The 26,787-nt window shown below is 68.7% G+C and carries 25 protein-coding genes; 8 read left to right on the plus strand and 17 right to left on the minus strand.

Annotated elements, in window-relative coordinates; translation table 11 throughout:
* Positions 1-114 precede the first annotated feature (114 nt).
* From rnr to HEP75_RS08115, 4 genes are all read left to right on the plus strand, one after another.
* On the plus strand, positions 115-2,583 hold the full coding sequence (gene rnr, locus HEP75_RS08100) for a ribonuclease R (protein ID WP_255424035.1): 2,469 nt from the start codon (positions 115-117) through the stop codon (positions 2,581-2,583).
* A gap of 108 nt (positions 2,584-2,691) precedes the next feature.
* The gene (locus HEP75_RS08105; RefSeq protein WP_185815950.1) at positions 2,692-3,162 is read left to right on the plus strand and encodes a GFA family protein; all 471 of its coding nucleotides are present in this window, start codon (positions 2,692-2,694) and stop codon (positions 3,160-3,162) included.
* Between the two features lie 343 nt (positions 3,163-3,505).
* On the plus strand, positions 3,506-4,252 hold the full coding sequence (gene rlmB, locus HEP75_RS08110) for a 23S rRNA (guanosine(2251)-2'-O)-methyltransferase RlmB (RefSeq protein WP_003467227.1): 747 nt from the start codon (positions 3,506-3,508) through the stop codon (positions 4,250-4,252).
* A gap of 638 nt (positions 4,253-4,890) precedes the next feature.
* Positions 4,891-7,815: a ligand-binding sensor domain-containing diguanylate cyclase gene (locus HEP75_RS08115; RefSeq protein ID WP_255424088.1), complete on the plus strand. Its 2,925-nt coding sequence runs from the start codon at positions 4,891-4,893 to the stop codon at positions 7,813-7,815.
* A 42-nt stretch (positions 7,816-7,857) separates the two neighbouring features.
* Here HEP75_RS08115 and HEP75_RS08120 read toward each other — a convergent pair whose 3' ends face one another.
* The 14 genes from HEP75_RS08120 to HEP75_RS08185 all read right to left on the minus strand — a co-directional run bounded on the left by HEP75_RS08120 (position 7,858) and on the right by HEP75_RS08185 (position 20,066).
* Positions 7,858-8,088: a hypothetical protein gene (locus tag HEP75_RS08120; RefSeq protein WP_185826077.1), complete on the minus strand. Its 231-nt coding sequence runs from the start codon at positions 8,086-8,088 to the stop codon at positions 7,858-7,860.
* 84 nt (positions 8,089-8,172) lie between these two features.
* Positions 8,173-8,535, minus strand: a complete 363-nt coding sequence (locus HEP75_RS08125; RefSeq protein WP_221899318.1) for an Imm1 family immunity protein — start codon at positions 8,533-8,535, stop codon at positions 8,173-8,175.
* 38 nt (positions 8,536-8,573) lie between these two features.
* Complete coding sequence (locus tag HEP75_RS08130; RefSeq protein WP_185826079.1) at positions 8,574-8,984, minus strand: hypothetical protein; 411 nt, start codon at positions 8,982-8,984, stop codon at positions 8,574-8,576.
* 109 nt (positions 8,985-9,093) lie between these two features.
* Complete coding sequence (gene rnt / locus HEP75_RS08135) at positions 9,094-9,738, minus strand: ribonuclease T (RefSeq protein ID WP_185826080.1); 645 nt, start codon at positions 9,736-9,738, stop codon at positions 9,094-9,096.
* A 300-nt stretch (positions 9,739-10,038) separates the two neighbouring features.
* Positions 10,039-10,785, minus strand: a complete 747-nt coding sequence (locus tag HEP75_RS08140) for a putative DNA-binding domain-containing protein (RefSeq protein ID WP_185826081.1) — start codon at positions 10,783-10,785, stop codon at positions 10,039-10,041.
* On the minus strand, positions 10,778-11,653 hold the full coding sequence (locus tag HEP75_RS08145; RefSeq protein ID WP_221899319.1) for a DUF692 domain-containing protein: 876 nt from the start codon (positions 11,651-11,653) through the stop codon (positions 10,778-10,780). The genes HEP75_RS08140 and HEP75_RS08145 overlap by 8 nt, the downstream gene beginning before the upstream one ends.
* Positions 11,640-12,002 carry a hypothetical protein gene (locus HEP75_RS08150; RefSeq protein ID WP_185826082.1) on the minus strand — a complete coding sequence of 121 codons (363 nt, stop codon included), beginning with the start codon at positions 12,000-12,002 and terminating at the stop codon, positions 11,640-11,642. The genes HEP75_RS08145 and HEP75_RS08150 overlap by 14 nt, the downstream gene beginning before the upstream one ends.
* A 355-nt stretch (positions 12,003-12,357) precedes the next feature.
* Positions 12,358-13,068 (minus strand): phosphate signaling complex protein PhoU, encoded by a 711-nt coding sequence (phoU, locus tag HEP75_RS08155; RefSeq protein WP_185815956.1) that lies wholly within the window; start codon positions 13,066-13,068, stop codon positions 12,358-12,360.
* 70 nt (positions 13,069-13,138) lie between these two features.
* Complete coding sequence (gene pstB / locus HEP75_RS08160) at positions 13,139-13,966, minus strand: phosphate ABC transporter ATP-binding protein PstB (protein WP_185815957.1); 828 nt, start codon at positions 13,964-13,966, stop codon at positions 13,139-13,141.
* Between the two features lie 19 nt (positions 13,967-13,985).
* Complete coding sequence (gene pstA / locus HEP75_RS08165) at positions 13,986-14,852, minus strand: phosphate ABC transporter permease PstA (protein ID WP_185826083.1); 867 nt, start codon at positions 14,850-14,852, stop codon at positions 13,986-13,988.
* On the minus strand, positions 14,853-15,827 hold the full coding sequence (gene pstC, locus HEP75_RS08170) for a phosphate ABC transporter permease subunit PstC (RefSeq protein ID WP_185815958.1): 975 nt from the start codon (positions 15,825-15,827) through the stop codon (positions 14,853-14,855).
* A 240-nt stretch (positions 15,828-16,067) separates the two neighbouring features.
* Positions 16,068-17,168, minus strand: coding sequence for a phosphate ABC transporter substrate-binding protein PstS (gene pstS / locus HEP75_RS08175; RefSeq protein ID WP_185815959.1), 1,101 nt, complete (start codon positions 17,166-17,168; stop codon positions 16,068-16,070).
* Positions 17,169-17,630: 462 nt separating this feature from the next.
* Positions 17,631-18,650, minus strand: a complete 1,020-nt coding sequence (gene pstS / locus HEP75_RS08180) for a phosphate ABC transporter substrate-binding protein PstS (protein WP_185822813.1) — start codon at positions 18,648-18,650, stop codon at positions 17,631-17,633.
* Between the two features lie 165 nt (positions 18,651-18,815).
* The gene (locus HEP75_RS08185) at positions 18,816-20,066 is read right to left on the minus strand and encodes an OprO/OprP family phosphate-selective porin (RefSeq protein ID WP_185815961.1); all 1,251 of its coding nucleotides are present in this window, start codon (positions 20,064-20,066) and stop codon (positions 18,816-18,818) included.
* A 320-nt stretch (positions 20,067-20,386) separates the two neighbouring features.
* Here HEP75_RS08185 and HEP75_RS08190 point away from each other — a divergent pair, with 320 nt between their 5' ends.
* The 3 genes from HEP75_RS08190 (at position 20,387) to HEP75_RS08200 (ending at position 23,143) form a co-directional block, all read left to right on the plus strand.
* Positions 20,387-20,689: a hypothetical protein gene (locus tag HEP75_RS08190; RefSeq protein WP_255424036.1), complete on the plus strand. Its 303-nt coding sequence runs from the start codon at positions 20,387-20,389 to the stop codon at positions 20,687-20,689.
* Positions 20,690-20,870: 181 nt separating this feature from the next.
* The gene (locus HEP75_RS08195) at positions 20,871-21,560 is read left to right on the plus strand and encodes a carbonic anhydrase (protein WP_185826085.1); all 690 of its coding nucleotides are present in this window, start codon (positions 20,871-20,873) and stop codon (positions 21,558-21,560) included.
* A gap of 20 nt (positions 21,561-21,580) precedes the next feature.
* Positions 21,581-23,143 (plus strand): SulP family inorganic anion transporter, encoded by a 1,563-nt coding sequence (locus HEP75_RS08200; protein WP_185822816.1) that lies wholly within the window; start codon positions 21,581-21,583, stop codon positions 23,141-23,143.
* Positions 23,144-24,006: 863 nt separating this feature from the next.
* Here the strand turns inward: HEP75_RS08200 and nth are convergent.
* From nth to HEP75_RS08215, 3 genes are read right to left on the minus strand one after another with little or no spacing between them, the layout of a single operon-like run.
* On the minus strand, positions 24,007-24,681 hold the full coding sequence (nth, locus tag HEP75_RS08205) for an endonuclease III (RefSeq protein ID WP_185826086.1): 675 nt from the start codon (positions 24,679-24,681) through the stop codon (positions 24,007-24,009).
* The gene (locus HEP75_RS08210; protein WP_185826087.1) at positions 24,678-25,046 is read right to left on the minus strand and encodes a hypothetical protein; all 369 of its coding nucleotides are present in this window, start codon (positions 25,044-25,046) and stop codon (positions 24,678-24,680) included. Before HEP75_RS08210 ends, nth begins: the two co-directional genes overlap by 4 nt.
* 13 nt (positions 25,047-25,059) lie before the next feature.
* Entirely contained in the window at positions 25,060-25,842 is a 783-nt protein-coding gene (locus tag HEP75_RS08215; protein WP_185826088.1) for an enoyl-CoA hydratase-related protein, read from the minus strand.
* Between the two features lie 161 nt (positions 25,843-26,003).
* On the opposite strand from HEP75_RS08215, the gene HEP75_RS08220 reads away from it, so the two are divergent.
* Entirely contained in the window at positions 26,004-26,705 is a 702-nt protein-coding gene (locus tag HEP75_RS08220) for an FKBP-type peptidyl-prolyl cis-trans isomerase (protein WP_145707454.1), read from the plus strand.
* The last annotated feature ends 82 nt before the right edge of the window (positions 26,706-26,787 follow it).

Raw genomic sequence — 26,787 nt, forward strand, 5'->3', positions numbered from 1 at the left:
AACTCCCGCAACGACCGGCCCGCTGACGCGGGCCTTGTCGTTTCTGGGCCGCTCCGCCGCCGGGTCCGGTCGCCGGTTTGCCTGTGTTGACGACCCAGCGAGTACCATGGGCGGATGACCAATAGAAAAACCAAGTCCGGCAAGCCCGGCAAATCCGCATCCCACGACACGCCCGCCAGCAAGGCCGGCGCCCCGGCGGCTCCGCCTCCGCCGAAGAAATCCAAGATGCCGTCGTGGATGCCCAGCCTCCCCAGTTTCCTGCGGCGCAGCCCCAAACCGCCGTTGCAGCCGCTGCATCCGCCCGAGCCGGTGTCCGCGCCGTCTTCGCGCAAGAAGCCGGCCGCCGCGGTGGCCGATCCGTTCGCCGCCCGCGAGGCCGAGCGCTATGCCGAGCCGATCGCCAGCCGCGAGGCGATTCTGCAGTTGCTGGACCGTTGCGACGGCCCGCAGACGCTCGAGGAACTGGCCGGGCAGCTCGGCCTGACCGAGCCTTCGCGCATGGATGCGTTGAGCAAGCGCCTGGGCGCGATGCTGCGCGAGGCGCAGCTGGTGCAGAACCGCCGCGGCGGCTACGCGCCGGTGCAGCAGACCAACCTGATCCCCGGCGTGGTGATCGCCAATCCCGACGGCTTCGGCTTCCTGCGTCCGGACGAAGGCGGCGATGACCTGTTCCTGCCGCCCTACGAGATGCGCAAGGTGCTGCATGGCGACCGCGCGCTGGCCAACGTCACCGGCATCGACCGCCGCGGCCGCCGCGAAGGCAGCATCGCGCGCGTGCTCGAGCGCGGCCTGAGCCGGCTGATCGGCCGCTTCAGCATGGAGGGCGGCATCGCCTACGTGGTGCCGGACGACAAGCGCATCCAGCGCAACATCCAGATCCCGACCGATGCGATGGGCGAGGCCCGCGACGGCCAGCTGGTGGTGTGCGAACTGACCTCCACCCCGGACGGGCGGCGCCCGCCGATCGGCAAGATCATCGCGGTGCTCGGCGACAAGCTGACCCCGTCGCTGGTGGTGGAAACCGCCATCCACGGCCGCGAGCTGCCCTACGAGTTCCCGCAGGCGGTACTCGACGAAGCCGCGGCGGTGCCGCTGACGGTGGAGCCGGCCGCGATCAAGGGCCGCGTGGACCTGCGGCAGACGCCGCTGGTGACCATCGACGGCGCCGACGCCAAAGACTTCGACGACGCGGTGTTCTGCGAGCCGAACGCCGAAGGCTTCCGCCTGGTGGTCGCCATCGCCGACGTGTCGCATTACGTGCGCCCGGGCACGCCGCTGGACGCGGAAGCGATCCGCCGTGCGACCTCGGTGTACTTCCCCGGCTTCGTGGTGCCGATGCTGCCGGAGACGCTGTCCAACGGCATCTGCTCGCTCAATCCCAAGGTCGACCGCATGTGCTTCGTCTGCGACATGCAGATCGATCGCCAGGGCGAGGTGGCCGGCGCGCGCTTCTACGAGGCGGTGATGAATTCGCATGCGCGGCTCACCTACGACCAGGTGTGGCAGGCGGTGGGCGAGAAAGACGAGCAGGTGCGCAAGGACGTGGCCGCGGTGCTGCCGCAGATCGAGCGCCTGTACCAGCTGTTCCACGTGCTGGCCAAGGCGCGTTCGCGCCGCGGCGCGATCGAGTTCGAGACTTCGGAAGTGCGCTTCGTGCTCGACAACACCGGCGAAGTGACCCAGGCCGGCATGCTGGTGCGCAACGACGCGCACAAGCTGATCGAGGAATGCATGATCGCCGCCAACGTGGCCGCGGCACGGCACCTGCTGGAGGCGCGCATCCCGGCGCCGTACCGCGTGCACGAGCGGCCGCCGGAGTCCAAGTACGCCGACCTGCTGGAGTTCCTCAAGGAATTCAAGCTGAGCCTGCCGCCATGGAGCAAGGTGGTGCCGGGCGACTACACCAAGCTGCTGAAGAAGGTGCGCGAGCGCCCCGATGCGGCCTTGCTGGAGTCGGTGCTGCTGCGCAGCCAGAGCATGGCGGTGTACTCGCCGGACAACGCCGGCCACTTCGGCCTGGCGCTGGAGGCGTACGCGCACTTCACTTCGCCGATCCGCCGCTATCCCGACCTGCTGGTGCACCGCGCGATCAAGTACGCGCTGACCCACGGCGCGCCGGACAAGTACCTGTATTCGCCGCGCGAGATGGCGGCGCTGGCGTTGCAGTGCTCCGAGCGCGAGCGCCGTGCCGACGAGGCCGAGCGCGAGGTCGACGAGCGCTACCGCGCGGCGTGGATGGAAAAGCACGTCGGCGGCCAGTTCGACGGCGTGGTCAGCGGCGTCACCAGCTTCGGCCTGTTCGTGGAGCTGGACCAGTCCAAGGTCAACGGCCTGATCCACGTGACCCAGCTGCCGCAGGACTATTACCAGTTCGACGCGGTGCGCAAGACCCTGTCCGGCGAGCGCCGCGGCATGCAGTTCCGGCTCGGCGACCGGGTCCGCATCCTGGTGCTGAAGGCGAGCATGGAAGAGCGCAAGATCGACTTCCGCCTGGTGGTGGAAGGCGAGCCGCTGACCGACATGCCGCCGCCGCCGGAACGTGGGCAGCAGCAGCCGGCCAAGCGCAAGAAAAAGAAGTACTGACGGCGCAGGGTCGCGGCGGGCCGCCCAGCGGCCGCCGCGATCGCTGGCTCCTTGCGCGACGCGCAGGGGGCGCTTCCTGCGCGATGCGATTCGCAGCGGAGAGCAGATATGGACCACGACGACTACAGCGGCGGTTGCCAGTGCGGTGCGGTGCGCTTCCGGGTGCGCGGCCGGCTCGACGACGCCTCGATCTGCCATTGCCGGATGTGCCAGAAGGCGTTCGGCGCCTATTACGCGCCGCTGGTGTCCACGCGCGGCGCCGAGTTGGCGTGGACGCGTGGCGCGCCGAAGCATTTCCAGTCTTCCAATCTGGTGCGGCGCGGCTTCTGCGCCGACTGCGGCACGCCGCTGACCTACGAGGCGCCGGACGGCGTCGCCGTGGCCGCTGGCGCGTTCGACGATCCGGCGGCGCTGCCGCCGCGGATCCAGTACGGGCTGGAAGGCAAGCTGCCGTTCGTGGACGGCCTGCATCGGCTGCCGTCGATCCGTACCGAGGCCGATCTGGACGCGGCGCCGTTCCTGGCGCAACTGGTGTCTCACCAGCATCCGGACCACGACACCGAGCGTTGGCCGGGCTGAGCGGGCTGTCGCCGAGCCACGCCGGACGCCGATCCAGGCCTGCTCGCCGGGATTTTCGCCGAAGGCTTGTGGGGCACGAGGCAGTGCCGCCGCATAGACGTTCGGACGTGTCGCGGTGGTCGTTGTGGCCGCTGCAGGCAGTTTCTGTTCGTGCCGGGCGAACGGGATCCTCGTGCGTGCCGCCAGCTTGGCACCGCTGCGCGGTCGCTGCTCCATCGGTCCTGTCGCCCTGCTGCACATGACGCGGATGCCCTGGTCGACGCGGTCATGCGCCGCCTGCGATGTGACGTGGGCGCCGGCAACGCCTACCATTCCCGCTTTCCTTCCTCGCAGTCCCCGCCTCATGAGCAAGCAGAACCAGTGGATCGTCGGCGTCAACGCCGTGGCCTCGTCGATCGAGAACGATGCCGACAACGTGCGCGAAGTGCTGATCGAGGCGGGCAGCAAGAACCCGCGGCTGGTGGAGATCGAGGAGAACGCGCGGCGCAAGGGCATCGAGGTGCGGCGGGTGAATACCCAGGCGCTGGACGGCGTCGGCGGCTCGGTGCGGCATCAGGGCGTGGCCGCACGCTATGCCGCGGCGCGTACCTGGGGCGAGAACGAGCTGGAAGGCCTGGTCGCCGCCGCCGAAGGCCGCGCGCTGCTGCTGGTGCTCGACGGCGTGCAGGATCCGCACAATCTCGGCGCCTGCCTGCGCAGTGCGGCCGCGGCTGGCGCGACCGCGGTGGTGATCCCGAAGGACAAGTCGGCGCCGGTCAATGCCACCGTGCGCAAGACCTCGGCCGGCGCCGCCGATCGCATTCCGATCGTGGCGGTGACCAACCTGGCGCGCTGCCTGCGCGACCTGCAGAAGCAGGGCGTGTGGATCTACGGCCTGGTCGGCGAGGCCGAAACCTCGCTGTACGCGCAGGACCTGCGCGGCAATGTGGCGCTGGTGCTGGGCGGCGAATCCGACGGCCTGCGCCGCCTGACCCGCGAGCACTGCGATGGCCTGGTCAAGATTCCGATGCCGGGCGACATCGAGAGCCTCAATGTGTCGGTGGCGACCGGCGTGACCCTGTTCGAAGCGGTGCGGCAGCGCATGGGGTGAGGCGCTGCGCGCTCGCGTCCGAGTCACGGATGGTTTGCTGCGCGAGCAAATGGATGCGCAGGCATGGCGCATTTGTAGGAGGGGCTTCAGCCCCGACCTAGGCCGACATCGTTCGGCTCTCCCACTTCGTTGGTCGCGACTGAAGTCGCTCCTACAGTGGGTGCCGGATGTTGGCTCGGTGTGCCTGGAAGCCTGCGTGCAATGGGCGGCGCCGCTGCGCCGCAGCTGAACGCGGCACGCGCGTCCACCGCGGCGGCGGATTTTTGCCTACCATGTGCGCTCTTCCCGTGTTCCGTTCCGGTAATGAGCCAGCATCGCCCCCGTCTCGCCGATCCTGGCCGGCCGCCGTGCCCCGGGGCATGGCGCCCATTGCCTCCTGGCAGCACCGACCCGCAGAGCCGCGCTGGCATCCGCCCGGCGCGGCGTCATGGCGCGCCGGCGCCCGCCCGCCGGCTCGCTGGTTCAGCCCGCGCACGCGCAAGCCTCGTGCGACCCGCACGGGGATCGATGGCATGCGCTAGCGCACTCCAGGCCGGATCGACCCGGTGAGGGCGGTGGCGTCGGGGCATGCGGCGGCGGTCCGCCGCGCCGCGCATGCGTGGCTGCTGCTGCTGGCGCTGTTCGCGCTGTCGTTCGGAATAGGCCCGGCCGCGGCCGCTGCCGCCGACCCGGCCGCTGCCGGGCCGCCGCCGCTGCGCGACTACGCCGTGGATGCCTGGACCTCGCGCAATGGCCTGCCGCACAACTCGCTGCGCGACCTGGCGCAGACCCCGGACGGACGCCTGTGGTTCGCCACCTGGGAAGGCCTGGTGCGCTACAACGGCCTGGACTTCGCGGTGATCGACCGCAGCACCCGTCCCGGCCTGCCCGACAACGGCGTCGGCGCGCTGTACGTCGGCCGCGACGGCGCGCTGTGGCTCAGCGATTCGCGCGGCAACCTGGGCCGCTACGACCGCGCCGGCAACTGGCGCTTCTGGCGGCAGCCGCCCGGCTGGCCGCGCGCGCTGATCCACGCCATGACCGAAGACCGCCAGGGGCGGCTGTGGCTGCTGTTCGAAGGCAACGGTCTGGGTTGCCTGTGGCCGGACGGCCGCTTCGACTACCAGCCGGCGCCGCCGGACCTGCCGCTGGCCAACAGCTTCCCGCGGATCGCCGTGGACGACCGCGACCGGGTCTGGATCGGCAGTCTCGACGGCCTGCTGTACCGCGACGCGCAGGGCGTGCTGCGGCGCGCGCCGCAGTCGTTCGGGCTGCCGCCCGGCCTGGCCTGGCCGTACCGCGATGCCGGCGGCGCGCTGTGGCTGGTGGCCGGCGAGAACGTGTACCGGCTGCAGGGCGAGCGCGCCGTGCTGGTGCAGCGCCTGCCGGGCTACGGCCACTTCACCGCGATGCTGCGCGACCGCGACGGTGCGCTGTGGCTGGGCACCGAGAACCAGGGCCTGTTGCGCATCGGCCGGCACGGTATCGAGCACATGGCGCCGGGCGAGGTGCTGCCCAACGGACGCGTGGTGAGCCTGCTCGAAGACGCCGAGGGCAGCGTCTGGATCGGCGCCAACGGCGGCCTGTTCCGGCTGCGCGAAACCCTGTTCACCAGCTACACGCGCCGCGACGGACTCAGCGGCGACTACGTGCGCGCGCTGCTGGAAGCGCCCGACGGCGCGCTGTGGATCGGCAGCGCCGCCGGCCTGGACCGGATGGCGGCGGACGGCAACATCGCGCCGTCGGGCCTGCGCAACGCCGACGGCAGCGCCCCGTCGGTGCTGAGCCTGGCGCGCGGCCGCGACGGCGACCTGTGGGTCGGCACGTATGCCGACGGCGTGTACCGGCTGCGCGACGGCCGCGTGCGCCACCACTACGACAAGGGCGACGGCCTGCCCAGCGGCCACGTCCGCGCGATCAGCGTGGACGCCGCCGGCACGGTGTGGATCGGCACCCAGCGCGGCTTGGTGCGCATCGACGGCGAGCAGGCGCGCGTCGCCGACGTGCCGGGTTTGCCGCAGGGGCTGATCACCGCGCTGGCCAGCATCGACGGCGCGTTGTGGATCGGCTCGGTCGAAGGTGCCTCGGTGCTGCGCGACGGCCGCGTGCAGCGGCTGCCGCTGGAACCGCTGGGCGGCGCACGCAGCGTGTTCGGCTTCCAGGCGCTGGGCCGCGACGTGTGGATCTCCACCGACCGCGGCCTGCACCGCTATCGCGACGGCCGCCTGGCGCGGGTAGGGCTGGAGCAGGGCATGCCGGTGGACACGGTGTTCCAGCTGGTCCGCGACCGCCTCGGCAACGTCTGGATCAGCAGCAACCGCGGCGTGTTGCGGACCAGCGCCGACGCGCTGGACGCGGTCGCCGACGGCCGCGCCAGCAGACTGCAGGTGGCCCGCTACAACGAGATCGACGGCATGGCCAATGCCCAGGGCAACGGCAGCTCCGGCCCATCGGAAATCGTGCGCGGCGACGGCAGCGTGTGGCTGGTCACCGCCGGCGGCATCAGCACGGTCGATCCGCGCCGGCTGCTGCGCTTCCGCGAGCGCCTGCCGCCGCCGGCGGCGATCGAGAACGTGCTGCTGGATGGGCAGGCGTTCGATTGGCGGCGCCAGTCGCGCCTGCCCGGCGCCACGCGCATCGCGGTGTCCTACGTCGGTCTCAGCTATCTGCTGCCCGAGCGCATCCGCTACCGCACCCGGCTCGACGGCCTGGACAAGGACTGGGTGGAACGCGGCCAGCAGCGCAGCGTCGAATTCATCGGCCTGCCGCCCGGCGACTACACCTTGCGGGTGGCCGCGGCGCATCCGGATGGCGCCTGGAGCGCGCGCGAGGCGGTCTGGCACTTCAGCGTCGCCCCGCTGTGGTGGCAACGCGGCAGCGTGCAAGCCGCTGCCGCGCTGGCGTTGCTGCTCGCGCTGGTGGCCCTGTACCGCTACCTGATCGCCCGCTACAAGCGGCGCAATCTGCGCCTGGAGCGGCTGGTCAAGCAGCGCACCGGCGCCCTGCAACTGCAGACCGAGCGGCTGCTGCGTGCCGACGCCGACAAGAGCCAGCTGCTGGCCGAACTGCAGGACCAGGCCGATGCATTCGAGCGCCAGGCCCACGAGGACGCGCTGACCGGGCTGCCGAACCGCCGCCATTTCGACGAAGTGCTGCTGCGCGAAATGCGCCGCGCGCAGCGTGGTGGCAGTCCGCTGTGCCTGCTGGTGATCGACATCGACCGCTTCAAGCAGATCAACGACGGCTACTCGCACGCCACCGGCGATGCGGTGCTGCGCGAGGTCGGGCAACTGTTGCTGAGCGCCTGCCGCGGCTCCGACCTGCCGGCGCGGCTGGGCGGCGAGGAATTCGTGGTGCTGCTCGGCGACACCCCGCTGGCCGACGCCGAGCGCATGGCCGCGCGCCTGCGCGACCTGTTCCACGCGCGCCTGCAGTGGGCCGACGCCCCGGCGCTGCGGGTGACCTTCAGCGCCGGCCTGGTCGCGCTGAGCGGAGAGGAAACGCCGAGCCAGCTGCTGCAGCGCGCGGACGTGGCGCTGTATCGGGCGAAGAGTGGGGGGCGGGATCGGGTGTGTGTGGGGTGAGTGCTTGGTGTGTGCGGGGCGCGGGCTTGGCTTGAGAAACTGTCAGCGGCGACTGCCAAAATTCTCGAGTGCCAGATTGGAAAAAACAACGACCAGATAAATCTCCAGTGCCATGATCGCCAGTGAGAACACGATATCCGCCAAAGCGTAGATGCGGCCTTCTGCGGCCCATCGCGCGTGGCGCTTCGCACGGTAGGAAGAGGAAAACAGATACGCCCATCCACGCCACAGCCATGGATCGAGTCCGCCGAGTTCTCCGATGAAATCGAGCATCGATCAATTCTGGTTGGGTCTGAGCGTGACCATGCCCATGGCCGCGCAAAGGCCAGGCATTCGAATCGGCCAGGTCAGAATTGTTTAGGTGATAGGGCCGGGCAGGCTGCCATCGTCTGAGTCGTTATTCCAAGCGATAAAGGGTGGCGGTAATCCTGTCGATTGGAAGTAATCGATGGCCCGCATGACATGCGCCAGTGGGAGTGTCCACGATGCCGGATAGAGATCCAATTGGCCGTTGCCAAGGATGAACTCAATCATCGCATCCTCAGGGCCGGAATAGTCCGGGTTGCGTGAGCTGAATCCAGCGTCTCCGGCTTCGCGCAGGTACATCAAGCAACCGACACCACCGTTTATGAGTGCGCAAAGCGACTGCCCACCTGCGGCCTGGTACCAAAGCTCTTGATGTTGATCCTGAGACATTTTTATCTGACTATCTGCCTGCATCGAGCCGCGAGGCGGCTTTGCCCGAATGCACTCTTCAATTATCCGCCCGCGCGGACTGCGGCAAGCAGGTCTGGGCTGGCGGCCACCCACAAGACGCTGTCATCCGCAAAGACGAGACGGCCATCCTTGTCGCGATTCAGGCTGACGATGAATTGGCCGTTGCGTGGCGGGTCGGAAGGCTGCTCCTGGACGACGGCGAACGTAATCTTGCCTGGTCCGACGCCCTTGAATCCCTCGATGACGGTGGCCGTCACCTCGAACGTTTTGTATCCGACCCGCCCGGTCGTGAGGTCGCGAAATTCCTTGATGGTACGAGTGCCGTCAATGCGGACATGGGCCGTCACGGACGCGTGTTGCAGGAAGTAAAGGACGTTTCGACGCAGGAAATCGTCGGCATGCGCGCTGCCTGCCCAGAGCAGGGCGGCCATAATGATCAGTTGCCGGAACATTCCCATAGCCAGCTGATACCTGAGTTGAGAGCCGCAAGGCGAAGCGGGCTTGGTGAAGCGTCGGCCCTCTGGCCGGCAATGCGGTGCGGCGGCGGTCGGTGCTAGGCCCTCAACCGATCTGCGGCGCCGGCCACGCATTGGCGATCTTGCAGAACAGGCGGGCGGTCTGCTCGGTGTCGTAGACCGCGCTGTGCGCGTCGGCAGCGTTCCAGTCGAAGCCGGCGGCCTGTACGGCGCGGGCCAGCACGGTCTGGCCGTAGGCGATGCCGGCCAGGGTCACGGTGTCGAACACGCTGAAAGGGTGGAACGGGTTGCGCTTGTGGCCGCAGCGGGCCACGGTGGCGTTGAGGAAATTCAGGTCGAAATGGGCGTTGTGGCCGACCAGGATCGCGCGCTGGCAACCGTACTTCTTCACCGCCGCGCGCACCGGCGCGAACACGTGGTCCAGCGCCTCGCGTTCGGGCTTGGCGAAGCGGAACGGGTGGTCGAGGATGATGCCGGTGACTTCCAGCGACTTCGGGTCGATGGCGGTGCCGGGCGCCGGCACCACATGCGCGCTGGCGGTGGCGCCGGGGTACAACTGGCCGGCCTCGTCCATCTCGATCGGGACCACGGCAATCTCCAGCAGCGCATGCCGGTTCCAGTCGAAGCCGCCGGTCTCCACGTCCACCACCACCGGCAGATAGCCGCGGAAACGCCGCGACATAGGGGTGGCGGCGAGGGGCTGGGACGGGCTTTCGACGTGATCGTTCATGCGTGCAGGGTAGCAGAGCGTGGCTAAACCTCCGCCGCGACAGGGCGCGCGCTGGCTTGGCGAAGACGGATCGGGTCAGGCGCGCGCCTTCGACACAGGCGCCGCGGCACGCGGCGAGACGAATTTCTGCAGATCGGTGACGCGACGTCAGATCGAGGGTTCGCTGTCGGCGGAGTGTTGTGGGAGCAACTTCAGTCGCGACGGGCGTTCCCATAGGGCCTGTCGCGGCTGAAGCCGCTCCTACAGTGGCATGGCCGGTGGATCGAAATGCCGCCGTGCTTGGTTATCGCGTTGCGCGCCTCAAGCCGACAGGCGGGTGCCGAGCACGCTGCCCTGCTGGCGCATGCGCTCGAGCAGCGCGGCACCGTCGTGCAGTAGCGCGTCCGGGTCCTGGCCGTGCTCGGCGGCCAGGCGCTGCAGCAGCGCGCGTCCGCTGTGCGCGCCGACGTGCAGCCGCTCCACCAGCGCATACGCCAGCGGCGCCAGTTCGGCGAAGCGCGCCTGGCCGTCGGCGTCGCGCCGTGCCAGCAGGCAGGTTGCCTGCGCCGGCGCTTCACCCGGTTGCCAGGCCGGGCCGATGCGCTGCACCGGCCAGCGATAGCGCAGCAGGCGCAGCCAGGGCGAGAGCTGCGCAATGCCGTCGAGCAGGTCGCCGTGCGGATCGTGCCGCGGCAGTGGCGCAGTGTCGATCTGCACCTCCAGTTCGACCGTTTCGTAGTGCGCCAGTTCCGCCAGCCATGGCCGTTGCGGATCCTCGCCGCGTTGCTGCAGAAAGCGTACGAACTCGCCGCCGATGCGCGGGAACAGCGGCGTGCGTGCGCGATGCTCGGCGCAAAAGGCGCGCAGCAGTGCCTGCCATGCGTCCTCGCCAAGGGTGGCGCGCAGCACCGGGAAGTGCGAGGCGAGCAGTTGCGTGATGTTGTCGAAGAACAGCGCGCGATACACCGCCAGCCGCCGCGGCTCGATGTCCGGCGGCGGGGCGTGCCGCTGCGGATCGCGCAGGTGCAGGGCCAACGCGAACTGCTGCGCGTGCAGGGAGTCAGCCATGCGCCACATGCGCTGCTTGCATCGACATGGCCTGCGCTTGTGCGTCGCGGATGCGCTGCACCTCGTGCAGCAGATCGGACAGCGGCGGGAACTGGCTGTCGCGCTCCAGCAGGGTCGGGCGCACTCCGTGCAGGCGGTAGGCGGCGTCGAGCAGATCCCACACGTCCGCAGCCACCGCTGCGCCGTGGGTGTCGATCTTCAACGCGCTGGCGGCGTCGTCGCGATGCCCGGCGATGTGGTACGAGGCGATGCGCGCGCTCGGCATCGCGGCGAGGAAGGCGAGGGCGTCGTAGCCATGGTTGGCGGCGTTGACGCAGACGTTGTTGACGTCGAGCAGCAGGTCGCAGTCGGCTTCGGCCAGCACCGCCGCAACGAACTCGGCTTCGCTTAACGCCTGGCCGGGCGCGGCGTAGTAGGACACGTTCTCCACCGCGATGCGCCGACCCAGCGCGTCCTGCGCCTGGGCGATGCGCGCGCTGGCATGGCGCACCGCTTCGTCGGTGAACGGCAGCGGCAGCAGTTCGTAGAGCTGGCCGTCGTCGGCGCTGTAGCTCAGGTGTTCGCTGTACAAGGCGACACGGTGCCGATCCAGGAATTGCCGGGTCTGCCGGAGCAGGTCCGCGTCCAGCGGCGCGATGCCGCCGAGCGACAGCGACAGGCCATGGCAGCTCAGCGGGTGGCGCGCGGCCAGCGTGTCCAGCATCGCGCCCAGGCGGCCGCCGACGCCGATCCAGTTGTCCGGCGCGCACTCGAGAAAATCGAATGCGGTTGGCGCTGCCTGCAGCAGCTCCGGCAGCAGGCCGCGGCGCAGGCCGAGTCCGGCGCTGGCCGCGTCCGGCCTGCGCAGGACGGAATCAGCCGCCGCCACCGCACTTGCCTTCGCCGCACTTGCCTTCGGCCATCGCCTTGTCGTCGTGCTGGGCCGGGGCGGTGGCGGACTTGTCCGGCTTGGCCTTGGCGGCTTGCTGCGCATGCGCACCGCAAGTGCCCTCGGCGGCCTTGTCGGTGCCGGCGGCATCCGCGGACTTGGACTTGGAGGTGGGCTGCGCCGGCACGGCGGTCGCTGCCTTATCGGCGCTCGGCGGCGCCGCGGCCTGGGCGCCGAGCGCATAGCCCTGGGCCAGGTCGGTCATCGCCAGGGCGGAGGCGGACAGGCCCAGGCCGCCGAGCAGGACGGCGCCGGCGAGGGCGGTGGACGGACGCGAGGGGATGGACATGCGGACTCTCCTGGCAGACGGACGTGGTGCCGGCGTCGCCACGCTGGCCGTGTCCGCCAAGCGTACCCGCTGGCGCAGTCCGCCGCATGCGGCGCTGCGCCGTGCGCAACGAAAAAGCCCCGCCGAAGCGGGGCCTTCCGATCGCGCCATGCGCCTCAGCCTCAGTGGCTGTTGGCGATGACGCTGCTGATCACGCCGGTGGCGACCTGTCGGGCGGTCGATGGGGAACGGCTCCACGCGTTCCCACACGCTAGGCGCCAGCCGGTGAATAGGCGTTTCCTGGCGATTCCATCATTTGCACGCGTCGCTATGTGTCGCCAAGTATCGATCGCGTCGGAGCCGCTTGAATCCAGACTCAGATGCCCGAGGTGCTGCTGGTTTCGTCGCGCTTGTCGCGCGGCGGCAGCGGCTGGTCGCCATGCACCAGGAACCACACGTTCTCGGCGATGTTGGTGGCGTGGTCGCCGATCCGCTCCAGGTTCTTGGCCATGAACAGCAGATGCGTGCACGGGGTGATGTTGCGCGGATCCTCCATCATGTAGGTCAGCAGTTCGCGGAACAGCGCGGTGTACTGCGCGTCCAGCAGCGCATCGCCCTGGCGGACCCGCAGCGCGGCGTCGGCGTCGTTGCTCCGGTAGGCGAGCAGCGCTTCGCGGACCTGCTGCGCGGCGAGCTTGCCGAGCTGGCGCAGGCCCAGGGTCTGCGGCATCGGCGGCGAGGTGTTCAGCGCGATCGAGCGCTTGGCCACGTTCGCCGCGTAGTCGCCGATGCGTTCGATGTCGGCCGGGATGCGCAGGCCGGCGAGGATCTCGCGCAGGTCGCGCGCCATCGGTCCACGCAGCGCCAGCCGCATCACGTCGCTGCTGATCGCATGCTCGAGCGCGTCGATCGCCTCGTCGTTGACCACGATGCGCAGCGCGGCGTTGTCGTCGCGGCGTTCGACCACGTCCAGGGCCGCTTCCAGCTGCGCCACTGCGGTCTCGCCCATGCGCACGATCTCCGCGGCGATGCGGTGCTGTTCTTCGTCGTAGCTCTTCACGATGTGCTCGTTCGGCTGGGTGTTCATGTCGTAGGTCCGTTGGATTCGTTAGTGTCGCCGCGGCCGTCCTGGCGTCGCGGGGCTGGCGTCGGGCGTCTCAGCCGAAGCGGCCGGTGATGTAGTCTTCGGTCTGCTGCTTGCTGGGCTGCGAGAAGATGATCTCGGTGCGGTCGTGTTCGATCAGGTCGCCCAGGTACATGAAGGCGGTGTAGTCGGACACGCGCGCGGCCTGCTGCATGTTGTGGGTGACGATGACGATGGTGTAGTCGTTCTTCAGCTCTTCGACCAGTTGCTCGATGCGGCTGGTGGAAATCGGGTCCAGCGCCGAGGTCGGCTCGTCGAGCAGCAGCACGTCCGGGCGCAGGGCGACGGCGCGGGCGATGCACAGGCGTTGCTGCTGGCCGCCGGACAGGCCCAGCGCGCTCTGCCCGAGCTTGTCCTTGACCTCGTCCCACAGCGCGCCTTGGCGCAGCGCCTGTTCGACGCGGTCGGTCATGTCCGCCTTGGACAGCTTCTCGTGGTGGCGGATGCCGTAGGCGACGTTCTCGAAGATGGTCATCGGGAACGGCACCGGCTTCTGGAACACCATGCCGACCTTGCTGCGCAGGCGGTTCATCGGGTACTTCGGCGACAGGATGTTCTCGCCGTCCAGCAGCACCTCGCCGCGCGCCTCCAGCTTCGGATACAGCGCATAGATGCGGTTGAAGATGCGCAGCAGGGTCGACTTGCCGCAACCGGACGGGCCGATCAACGCGGTGACGCGCTTTTCCGGCACCTCGATGTTGATGCCCTTCAGCGCGTGGTACTTGTCGTAGTAGAAGTCCAGGCCGCGTGCGGCCACCTTGACCGGCGATGGCGCCAGCGCGGTGTGTCCGGCGGGCATGGCGATGCGGTGCATCGGTGCGGTGTTGTGGTGATCGTTCATGGCCGGTTCCATAGGGGAATCAATCGTTGGAAGTCTTGTAGCGGCGCAGCAGGCCGCGCGCGCCGAGGCTGACCAGCAGCACGAACACGGTGAGCACCAGCGCGCCGGACCAGGCCAGCTGCTGCCAGCTGGGGTAGGGGCTGCCGGCGAAGGAGTTCATCACCACCGGCACGCTCGCCATCGGCTGCATCACGTTGTTGTTCCAGTACTGGTTGCCGAAGGCGGTGAACAGCAGCGGCGCGGTCTCGCCGCTGATCCGCGCCAGCGCCAGCAGCACGCCGGTGACGATGCCGGCCGAGGCGCTGCGGTACAGCACCTGCACCGTCACCTTCCACTGCGGGATACCCAGCGACAGCGCCGCTTCGCGCATCTGCGAAGGCACCAGGCGCAGCATTTCGTCGGTGGTGCGCACCACCACCGGCAGCACGATGAAGGCCAGCGACAGCGCGCCGGCCATCGCCGAGAAGCGCCCGCCGGTCTGCATCACGTACAGCGTGTACACGAACAGGCCGAGCACGATCGACGGCGCCGACAGCAGGATGTCGTTGACGAAGCGCACCACCTGGCCGGTCTTGCGCGCATTGCCGTATTCGGCCAGCCAGGTGCCGGCGGCCACGCCCAGCGGGGTGCCGATCAGCAGCGCCAGGCCGCACATCACCGCGCTGCCGAAGAACGCGTTGGCCAGGCCGCCTTCTTCGCCCGGCGGTGGGGTCATGCGGGTGAACAGGTCGATGTTGATGCCGGCGATGCCCTTGGACAGCAGGGTCCACAGGATCCAGCCCAGGAACGCCAGCCCGAACAGCGCGGTGCAACAGGACAGCAGCAGCGCGAACACGTTGACCACGCGGCGGCGGTTGTACAGGCGGTCGGCGATGTCGGCGGCCATTTAGTTGCCCTCCCGGCGCGACAGTTGCTGCAGCATCAGGCGGGCGATCGCCAGCACCACGAAGGTCACGATGAACAGCACGAAGCCCAGCAGCAGCAGCGCCGAGCGGTAGGTCTCGGTGGCCTCGCCGAAGTCGTTGGCGATCAGTGCGGCGATGGTGGTGCCCGGCTCCAGCAGCGACGGCGACAGCCGCACCGTGTTGCCGACCACGAACGCCACCGCCATGGTCTCGCCGAGCGCGCGGCCCAGGCCCAGGAAGATGCCGCCGATCACCGCCGAGCGGGTGTAGGGCAGCACGATGTCCCAGCTCACTTCCCACTTGGTCGAGCCCAGCGCGTAGGCCGATTCCTTCAGGCGCGTCGGCACGGTCAGGAACACCTCGCGCATCACCGAGGAGATGAACGGGATCACCATGATCGCCAGCACGAAGCCGGCGGTGAGCAGGCCGATGCCCAGCGGCGGGCCCTGGAACATCGGGCCGATCACCGGCAGCGTGCCGATGTGGTCGTTGAGCCACGGCGTGCCGTATTCGGTCATCACCGGTACCAGCACGAACAGGCCCCACATGCCGTAGATGATCGACGGGATGCCGGCCAGCAGCTCGATGGCGGTACCGATCGGGCCGCGCAGCCAGCGCGGCGACACTTCGGTCAGGAAGAAGGCGATGCCGTAGCTCACCGGGACCGCGATCAGCATCGCGATCATGGCGGTGACCAGGGTGCCGTAGATCGGCGCCAGCGCGCCGTACTTGTTCTCGACCGGATTCCATTCGCTGGAGTAGAAGAAGCTCAGGCCCTGCATCTGCAAGGCATGGCGGCCGCCCCACAGCATCGACAGTGCCGCGCTGGCCAGGGCGATGAGGACGAAGACGACGGTGGCGGTGAGCGTCCAGCGGAACAGACGGTCGGCACGGGCGTCGCGCAGGTCGCGTCCGCTGGGCGCCGATATCGCTTCGGGAATGACAGTGGCGTTCATGGGCTCGGTGTTTGCCGGAGCGCGCGGTGGCGCGATCCGATCGTTGCCGCGGCGGCGGTGGCCGCGCGCGGTGGGTGGCTGCGTCGCTCCCGCGCAGGCGGGAACCCGAAAGTCCGGAATACGTCGTACCGATGCGGCGCCCGGCGCTGCCTGCAGCGACGCCGAGCGGGAGTCACGTGCGCGGCGCGTCCTGCCGCCGCGCACCTGCTTCCGCCGGCGAGGGCGGAAGCGGGGTGGCGCTTACTTGAACTCTTTGGCCCAGTACGCCTCGATCTGCTGCACCAGTTCCGGCGGCAGCGGCACGTAGTGCAGGTCGTTGGCCTGCGGCTGGCCCTTCTCGAACGCCCACTTGAAGAACTCCAGGGTCGCCTTGCTGCGCGCCGCATCCTTGGGCTGCTTGTGCATCAGCATGAAGTTGGTGGCGGTGATCGGCCACGCCTGCGCGCCGGCGGCGTTGGTGATGACCAGGTTGAAGTCCTTGGCGTTGGCCCAGTCGGCCGACGCGGCCGCCGCGGCGAAGCTTTCGGCGTTGGGCTGGACCCAGTTGCCGGCCGCATTCTGCAGCGAGGCGTACGGCATCTTGTTCTGCAGCGCGTAGGCCAGTTCGACGTAGCCGATCGAACCCTTGATCTGCTGCACGTACGATGCCACGCCTTCGTTGCCCTTGCCGCCGACGCCGCCCGGCCACTGTACCGAGGTGCCTTCGCCGACCTTGCTCTTCCACTCCGGGCTGACCTTGGACAGGTAGTTGGTAAAGTTGAAGCTGGTGCCCGAGCCGTCGGAGCGGTGCACCAGGTTGATCTTGGTGCTGGGCAGGGTGGTGCCGGGGTTCAGCGCGACGATCGCCGGGTCGTTCCAGGTGGTGACCTTGCCGAGGAAGATGTCGGCCAGCACGCTGCCGGTCAGCTTCAGCTTGCCCGCTTCCATGCCGTCCATGTTGATCACCGGCACGACGCCCCCAATCGCCGACGGGAACTGGCCAAGGCCGGCGGCAGCCAGCTCGGCGCTGTCCAGCGGCTTGTCGGAGGAACCGAAATCGACCGTGCCGGCCTTGATCTGGGCGATGCCGCCGCCGGAGCCGATCGACTGGTAGTTGATCTTGTTGCCGGTGGCGGTGTGGTAGTCGGCCGACCACTTGGACACCAGCGGATAGATGAAGGACGCGCCGGCGCCGGAGATTTCCGCGGCGGTCTTGGCGCCGTCGGCCGGAGCGGCTGCGGGCGCACCACCTGCCGCATCGGCGGCACCCTGCGGCTTGTCGCCATTGCCCGGCTGGCAGGCAGTGACGGCGAAGGCGAGGGCCAGGGACAGGACGGCAAAGCGTGCCGGCTGCAATTTCATGGGGTCACTCCGTAGCGAAGAGGGCCGGAAGGTCCGGCGGATGTTCGCTATGAAATGATGTTTTTGTTACAGCCTCATGACGCGGCTGCCCGTGCGTGAAATTGGTCAAGGAAAACAACCGCTTCGCTTCCATCTCCCGTCGGGAGAGGGGTCGGGGGTGAGGGTACGGGCGAAGCCACGCGCAGATGGGCGGAGTCGCTGCGGCCGTGCTTGCATCGTGTATCCGGCGGCGCCCATACATCCTGCGGCATCCGGGACCGCTTTGTCCTGCTTGCGGTATCAGGCGCTGCTTCGCGTCCCGATCAGGCACAGCCTCGCGCCTACCCTCATCCGCCCTGCGGGCACCTTCTCCCAATGGGAGAAGGGGAGGGGGGCGGCAGGGAGCCGGTGGAAGAAGGAAATAAAAAACGCGGACCCCGTGAGGGGCCCGCGTCGGGTAGCGATCGGCGGAGAGAGAGCCGATCAATACTTCAGGTTGGCGCTCCAGTAAGCGTCGATCTGCTTGACCAGCGCGTCCGGCAGCGGCACGTAGTCCAGCTGCTTGGCCTGGGCGTCGCCATTGGCGTAGACCCACTTGAAGAAGTCCTTGGTGGCCTTGGCGCTGGCCGGGTTCTTCGGCTGCTTGTGGACCAGGATGAAGTTGGTCGCGGTGATCGGCCACGAGGCCTCGCCCGGGGCGTTGGTCATCACCAGGTAGAAGTCCTTGGCGTTGGCCCAATCGGCGCTGGCAGCAGCGGCGGCGAAGCTCTCGTCGCTGGGCTGCACGAACTTGCCGGCGGCGTTCTTCATCGCGGTGTAGGCCATCTTGTTCTGCAGCGCATACGACAGCTCGACGTAGCCGATGCCGCCCTTGATCTGCTTGACGTAAGCGGCGACGCCTTCGTTGCCCTTGCCGCCGATGCCGACCGGCCACTGGACCGCGGTGCCTTCGCCGACCTTGCTCTTCCAGTCCGGGTTGACCTTGGACAGGTAGTTGGTGAAGTTGAAGCTGGTGCCCGAACCGTCGGAGCGGTGCACCACGGTGATCTTGGCGTCGGGCAGCTTCGCGCCCGGGTTCAGGGCGACGATCGCCGGGTCGTTCCAGGTCTTGACCTTGCCCAGGAAGATGTCGGCCAGGGTCTTGCCGTCCAGCTTCAGCGCGCCCGGGGCGATGCCCTGCACGTTGACCACCGGCACCACGCCGCCGATCACCGACGGGAACTGGGCCAGGCCGGACGCGGCCAGGTCGTCGGGCTTCAGCGGCGCATCGGAAGAACCGAAGTCGACCGTCGCCGCCTTGATCTGGGCGATACCGCCGCCGGAACCGATCGACTGGTAGTTGACCTTCTTGCCGGTGGCGGTGTTGTAGTCGGCCGACCACTTGGACATGACCGGATAGATGAACGAGGCGCCCGCGCCGGTGACATCGGCGGCGTTGGCGGCGAACACGAACGACGCGGCGACGGCGGCAGCCGCGACGCGGGATTTGAGCGAGAGGATCACGGAGGAAGCTCCTGAAGGGTGGTATGCGGGGCACCGCATGCGGGCATTACATAACCGTTCGATGACGGTGCCGGGGCTGGTACATGACGGAAACATGACGCTGCATGGAACATGGCGCCGATGCAGCGCACGGCATGCGCCGCGCGCTGCATCGGGCCGCGGCGATTACCAGTAGAACTGCGCGCGCGCTTCGAGGATGTTCGGCTTGTCGCTGACGTTGCCGCGGGTGGTGCTGCTGTACTTGCTGCTGTCCACCATCACGTAGTTCAGCGCCAGCTTGAAGTTGGAACGCCAGTACCAGTTGGCGCCGACCGTCCAGGTGCTCATCTTGCCGCCGAGCACGCCGTCGACCAGCGGTGCGCCGACCGGACGCGCGATCAGGTCGCCGTCGTTCATATCGATGCTGTCGTAGCGCACGCCCAGCTGCCACATGCCGCTGGCCGGCTCGTTCGGCAGCGGGGTGGTCGGCACGCCGGCCTTGTAGCCCCAGGTCTCGCCGGTGATGTTCCACACGCCGCTGAGGTACCAGCCGTCGCTGCTGTAGTTGTCGCTGGAGCCGTAGCGCTCGACCTTGGCGTTGTAGTACTCGGCCTGGGTCTTGAACGGGCCGCTGACCCACATCGCTTCGCCGCCGATCACGCCGATGCGGTCGGTGTTGGTCAGGTTGCCGCTGTCGACCAGGCGCACCGAGGCCAGGTCGGCGTCCGGACGCGCGCGCAGGCGCAGCGTGTCGGCGTCGGTGTCGTAGTTCACGTAGCTCAGGCCGAAGTGCAGGATGTTGCCCGCCTCGTTGATCGGCGCGAAGGTGCCACGCGCGCCGTAGCCGCTGCCGTGCGCCAGGTTGCGGCTCAGCTCGCGGCCGAACACGCTGCCGACCACGCTCCAGTTGTTGTCGCCGTAGCCGACCGCGCCGCCGAGCCGACGCGACACCGCGTAGGTGTTGGTGACCGAGGCCTTGGAGATGAAGTCGTTGTTCTTGGTGCTGGACAGTTCTTCCAGGCTGTTGGGCTGCTTGTACTGGCCGAGCTGCAGGAAGTTGTTGGCGTTGCCGCCGAACTTGTACTTGATGTTGTTGTCCAGGAACTTGCCGGTGCTGCGCACGGTGGTGCCGTTGTTGGCCGACTCGCGCAGGACGCTGGCATCGTAGCCGGCAACCCACTCGAAATTGCCCGGGCCCTTGCCCTTGACTACCAGCTCGGCGCGGCGGATGCCGAACTCGGAGTTCTTGCCGTTGTTGCCGGTGGTGCCGTTGAGGTCCTGGACGTCGTTGTCGTACCAGTTGCCGTCGGCCTGGACCAGGCCTTCGAAGGAGACTTCCGAACCGCCGATCACGTCGATGGCGATTTCGGCGTGCGCGGCAGGCGCGAACACGGCGGTGAGCACGGCTGCCGAGAGGAGGGTGCGAGACAGTTTCATGGGTTGCCTGGGCGGTGGGAAGATGCGCGCAGGCTAATATGTGAAGATTGCGTAAATGTGACAGTTGGCGGACGGCTGCCAAGCACGCCGCTGCACGCCACCGCGTCCTTTGCGCCATTGGACGCGCGCCATGTTGCGGTCCGATGGCGCGCAGATGAAACGCCGCATGCGCGTCGTGGCGCACGACGGACATCACAAAGCGCGGCATCGTCTCGCCAGCGCGCCATCGATTGGCTCTTTTGTGCGCTGCACCACTTGTCGGTCGCGGACCCGCTGGGTAGCGTGGAGACATGAACTCGCATGCCCGCAAACGGATGCCGATGCTCGCCGCACTGTTGCTGATCGCGCTGCTGGCGCTGATGCCGGCGTTGCGCTCGGCGCCGACGGCAGCGCCGCCGACGCCGGCCGCCATCGGCCAGGCCGCTGCGCCGGACATGCAGGCGGCCGATGCGCAGGAAGACGCATCGCGCAGCAGTGCCGATCAACTCGCGTACGACGACACGCCGGTGCTGCCGGCCGCGGCATGGCGGCCGACACGCATCGCGCCGATCTGGCCCGAGCCGGCGGCGTGGCACGGCGCCGGCACCCATCCGCAGCCGCGCCTGCGACCTCCCAGCGGCTGAGCTGGCGGATCCGATCCCGCTCGGCCGCTGGCCTCGGGATCGATCGCCGATCCAACTTCCACCGCCCGCCAGCGCCTGCGGCACTCGCAAAGTGCGCCCGCGCTTTGGCTCTCGCTCGCTGTCCCCCGTTCTGCGGCATCCGCCGCGGCGACGCCTTTCCCTTGTCCCGAGGTTCCCCCCCATGGAAAGTCTGCTCGATGGTTTCCGCCACTTCCGCAAAGAGGTCTATCCGCGCCAGCGCGGCCTGTTCCGGCAACTGGCCGGCGGCCAGACCCCGCATACGCTGTTCATCACCTGCGCCGATTCGCGGGTAATGCCGGAACTGATGTTCGCCGCGCAGCCTGGCGAACTGTTCGTCTACCGCAATATCGGCAACGTGGTGCCGCCGTACTCGCAGCACGTCAGCGGCGTGGTCGCGGCGATCGAATACGCGGTGGCGGTGTTGCAGGTGAAGCACATCGTTGTCTGCGGCCACACCGACTGCGGCGCGATGAAGGCGGTGCTCAATCCCGACTCTCTGCAGGACGTGCCGAACGTGGCCGCCTGGCTCAAGCACACCGACAGCGCGCGCCAGGTCGCCGCGCAGCACGATCACGCCGGGCACCCCGAGGACGCGCTGCACTGCCTGACCGAGGAGAACGTGGTGTTGCAGCTGGACCACCTGCGCACCCAGCCGGTGGTGGCGGCGCGGCTGGCACGCGGCGCGCTGCGGATCCATGGCTGGATCTACGACATCGCCCACGGCGAGATCCGCGCCTTCGACGCCGAGCAGGGCCGCTTCGTGCCGCTGCTGCCGGAAGAGGGCAAGCGTGCGCCCGAAGCCACCCCGCGCCCGCGCCTGGTGCCGGTCCTGCGCAACGTCGCGGTCTGAAGGAGTCGAACATGCGAACCATGACAGAACCCTCCCGCGCCGGCGCATCCGCACTTGCCGGCTACCTGCGCAACGGCGCGTTCGGCCGCGACCTGCTGGCCTCGGTGGTGGTGTTCCTGGTCGCGCTGCCGCTGTGCATGGGCATCGCCATCGCCTCGGGCATGCCGCCGGCGGCCGGCCTGATCACCGGCATCGTCGGCGGCCTGGTGGTCGGCATGATCGCCGGCTCGCCGCTGCAGGTCAGCGGCCCGGCCGCCGGCCTGGCCGTGCTGGTGTTCGAACTGGTCCGCCAGCATGGCGTGGCCGCGTTGGGACCGGTGATCCTGCTGGCCGGCGCGATCCAGTTGATCGCCGGGCTGTGCCGGGCCGGGGTGTGGTTCCGCATGACTTCGCCGGCGGTGGTCGCCGGCATGCTCTCGGGCATCGGCATCCTGATCGTTGCCTCGCAATCGCACGTGCTGATGGATGCGGCACCGAAGGCGCGTGGGCTGCAGAATTTCGCCGCCTTGCCGGCGGTGCTGTGGCAGGCGCTGGAGGCGGGCGTGGGTCGCGCCGCGCTGTTGGTCGGGCTGGGCACCATCACGATCATGCTGGCCTGGGAGCGGCTGCGTCCGCAGCCGCTGCGCTTCGTGCCCGGCGCGTTGCTGGCGGTGGTGGCGATGACCACGCTGGTGCAGCTGCAGGGCATGGACGTGCGCAAGGTCGACGTGCCGGCCAACCTGTTTTCGGCGATCCAGACCCCGACCTTGGCCGAGATGCTCGGCGTGTTCGACGCGACGCTGCTGCTGTCGGCCTTCACCTTCGCCTTCATCGCCAGCGCCGAGACCTTGTTGTCGGCGGCGGCGGTGGACCGCATGCACGACGGCCCGCGCACCCACTACGACCGCGAACTCGCCGCGCAGGGCGTGGGCAACATGCTGTGCGGCTTTCTCGGCGCGTTGCCGATGACCGGGGTGATCGTGCGCAGCGCGGCCAACGTGCAGGCCGGCGCCGCCACGCGCATGTCCACCATCCTGCACGCCGGCTGGCTGCTGGTGTTCGCGCTGCTGCTGCCGTGGCTGCTGCGGATGACCCCGGTGGCATGCCTGGCCGGCATCCTGGTCTACACCGGTCTGAAGATGGTCAAGCTCGGGCAGGTACGCGACCTGGCCGCCTACGGCCGCGGCACCGCGGCGATCTACCTGGCGACCACCTTCGCCATCGTCGCCACCGACCTGCTCACCGGCGTGCTGATCGGTTTCGCGTTGTCGCTGTTGCGGCTGGCGCTGCAGCAGTCGCGGCTGAAGGTCGGCGTGCATGCGCACGAGGATGCCGGCGGTGATGCCGTGGCCGGTGGCGGCAAGCTGCGCCTGTCGCTGGAGGGTTCGGCGACCTTTCTGCGCGTGCCTAAGATGGCGCGGACCCTGGAGCGGCTGCCGCCCAACACCGAACTGCATCTGGATGTGGCGCGGCTGCATCACGTCGACCATGCCTGCCTGGAACTGCTGCGCGACTGGAGCCGCAACGCCGCCGCCCGCGGCTGCGCGCTGGTGGTGGACTGGAAGGAACTGGACCGGCGCGTGGAGGGGCAGCGCGCGGCGTAGCAGCCGCGTCGTTCTGATGCGTGTCCACGGGAATCGTGCAGGAGTGGCTTCGGTCGCGACGCGTGCAGCTGCGGGCATTCGGCTTCGGACATTGTCGCGGCTGAAGCCGCTCCTACAGTGCACCCAGCCGGCTATTCGCAGGCCGTTGTAGGAGCGGCTTCAGCCGCGACGAGCGAAGCGGCGGATGTTCCGAACTGGCATGCAGTCGGGACTGAAGTCCCTCCCACAAAAGGCCTTGCAGCTCGGCTGCGCTTGGGAAGATTTTGTGGGAGCGGCTTCGGCCGCGACGAACGCGGTGATGGGTTCTCCGGCTGCACGAGCTGTCGCGGCTGAAGCCGCTCCTACAGTGCGCCCAGCCGGCTATCCGCAGGCCGTTGTAGGAGCGGCTTCAGCCGCGACGAGCGAAGCGGCGGATGTTCCGAACTGGCATGCAGTCGGGACTGAAGTCCCTCCCACAAAAGGCCTTGCAGCTCGGCTGCGCTTGGGAAGCTTTTGTGGGAGCGGCTTCGGTCGCGACGAACGCGGCGATGGGTTCTCCGGCTGCACGAGCTGTCGCGGCTGAAGCCGCTCCTACAGTGCGCCCAGCCGGCTATCCGCAGGCCGTTGTAGGAGCGGCTTCAGCCGCGACGAGCGAAGCGGTGGATGTTCCGAACTGGCATGCAGTCGGGACTGAAGTCTTTCCCGCAAAGGTCTCGCAACTCGACAGCTCGATTGCGCTGCGGAACCCTTGTGGGAGCGACTTCAGTCGCGACGAGGAACGCGGCGGGTGTTCCGGTTTTGGATGCTGTCGCGGCTGAAGCCGCTCCTACAGGGCAGCTACAGTGCAACCGACCGGCACTACCACGGCTGTCGTTCGAACAGCCTCACGCCGGCGTCTTGTCCTTGAACCGGCACAGGTCGCGGATCACGCAGCGCGGGCAGTCCGGTTTGCGCGCCTTGCACACGTAGCGGCCGTGCAGGATCAGCCAGTGGTGCGCATCGTGCAGGAACTGCGCCGGCACCCGCTTGAGCAGGCCGTCCTCGACCGCGCGCACGTCCTTGCCCGGCGCCAGGCCGGTACGGTTGGCGACGCGGAAGATATGCGTGTCCACGGCGATGGTCGGCTCGCCGAAGGCGGTGTTGAGCACCACGTTGGCGGTCTTGCGGCCGACCCCGGGCAAGGCCTCCAGCGCCGCACGGTCGCGCGGCACTTCGCCGGCGTACTGCTCGACCAGGATGCGGCAGGTGGCGATCACGTTCTTGGCCTTCGCGTTGAACAGGCCGATGGTGGCGATGTAGCGCTTCAGGCCATCCTCGCCCAGCGCCAGGATCGCCGCCGGCGTGTTCGCTACCGGATAAAGCCGACGCGTGGCCTTGTTGACCCCGACATCGGTGGCCTGCGCCGACAGGATCACCGCTATCAGCAGCTCGAACGGCGTGCTGTAGTCCAGTTCGGTGGTCGGCGTGGGATTGAGTTCGGACAGGCGCGAGAACAGTTCGTGGATCTCGGCCTTGCTCAACGTGGACCCACGCCGCGGCGTGGCGACCGCGGCGCTCATTGCGGACCCCACGCGGCGGCCTTGGCCTTGGCCCGCGCCAGGATCGCCGCCGCCGCCGGCGGCAGCGACGGCACCGCGGCGGCGACGCTCGCTGGCGGCGCGCGCCGTGCCTCGCGTGCGGCGGCGCGGCGTGCCAGGCGTGCGTTGCGCGCGCGGTAGCGTTCGCGCGCGGCCCAGGCCTCGCGCAGGCGCCGTTGCGCCGCCAGCAGCTGCGTGCGCAGCTGCGGATGCGCCGGATCGAGCAGCTCGTCGTCGGCGGCACCGACGTACTCCATCAGGCCGCCATCGAGCGCCGCGTCGAGATCGTCGTCGAGCACCCAGCGCAACAATTGCAGCGGCGAGGCGGGTGAGGGCAGGTCGGGCATCGGGGCGCGCGGCTCAGCGATTGCGGAACAGCGGCGGGCGCCGCTCCAGGAACGCGCGCGTGCCCTCGCGCATGTCTTCGCTGGAGAACAGCAGGCCGAACTGCGCGGTCTCGTACTCGAGGCCTTGCTCGATCGCCGATTCGGCGCCGACCTGGATCGCGTCGAGGATGCCGCGCAACGCCAGCGGCGCGGCCGCGGCCAATTGCCGCGCCAGCTGCAGCGTGGCCTCGTGCAGTTCGGCCGCAGGCACCACGCGGTTGACCAGGCCCAACTGCAGCGCGCGCGCCGCATCGATCGGCGTGCCGAGCAGGCACAGTTCCAACGCCGCGGCGCGGCCGGCCAGGCGTACCAGGCGCTGGGTGCCGCCGAAGCCGGGGATCAGCCCGAGGTTGATCTCCGGCTGGCCGAGGCGGGCGCTGTCGGCGGCCACGCGCAGGTGGCAGGCCATGGCCAGTTCCAGCCCGCCGCCGAGCGCGAACCCGTTGACCATCGCCAGCACCGGCTTGGACAGGCGCTCGATGCGGCGCATCAGGCGCTGGCCCAGTTGCGAGAAGTCGCGACCCTGAACCGGTGTGAGTTCGTTCATTTCGGCGATGTCGGCGCCGGCCACGAACGCCTTCTCGCCGGCGCCGGTCAGCACCACGACGCGGATCGCGGCCTCGGCCTCGGCCTCGGCGAAGGCGGCGTCCAGCGCCTGTAATGTTTGGCGATTCAACGCGTTGAGCTTGTCAGCGCGGTTGACGGTGACGATGCGGATCGCATCCTGGGTCGCGGTGACGACCGGCGTGCCGGACATGGCCATTCCTAAAGATGTAAAAAAAGAGTGAAGGGAACTCCGGCGGCGCTTCTTTGTCAGAGTTGCGTCGTCGGTAGCGGTTACGCGCCGCGGCGGCTATCCTAACGCGTCAACTCAGGCGGCACAGGCCGCTCTGTGCCACCACCCTGGAGAATTGTTTGATGAAGTTGCGTTCTATTGCGGTCGCCGTGGCGGCCCTAGCCCTGAGCGGCAATGCGTTCGCCCAGGACACCTCGTCCGAGAAGGGCAAGCTGAGCTATTACTTCGGTTACGACTACGGCAACAACCTTGCCGAACTGTCCGGCCGCGGCGAGCAGCTCGATATCAATGCGGTGGTGAAGGGCTTGCAGGATGCCTACGCCAAGAAGCAGCCGGCGGTCGCCGCCGACCAGCTGAAGCCGGCCGTCGAAGCGTTCCAGAAGCGCGAGCAGGCCCGTGCCCAGCAGGCCAAGGCCGACTACGAGAAGGCCGCTGCCGAGAACAAGACCAAGAGCGACCAGTTCATCGCGCAGAACAAGGCCAAGGCCGGCGTGCAGACGCTGCCCAGCGGCGTGCAGTACCGCGTGATCGAAGCCGGCAAGGGCGCCAAGCCGACCCAGGCCAGCACCGTGCAGCTGGAAGTAGCCGGTCCGTACCCGTTCGGCCAGCGCCCGGCGCAGGCGCGTCCGGCGCAGCAGATCCCGTCGATCAAGGTCAGCGAAGTCGAGATGCAGGCCATGCGCGACACGCTGCTGCAGATGCCGGCCGGTTCCAAGTGGGAAGTGACCCTGCCGCCGGACAAGGCCTATGGCGCCGACCCGCGCACGCCGTTCCCGCCGAACGTGGCGGTGCAGTTCGAGATCAAGCTGATCAGCGTCAAGTAAGCGCACTGTCCAGTGCATGACCATTGCGCCGGCGGCAACGCCGGCGCAATTTTTTTGCGGCACGGAAAGTGCCGCTGCCGGC

The organism is Xanthomonas sp. SI (assembly GCF_014236855.1).
GTDB lineage: Bacteria > Pseudomonadota > Gammaproteobacteria > Xanthomonadales > Xanthomonadaceae > Xanthomonas_A.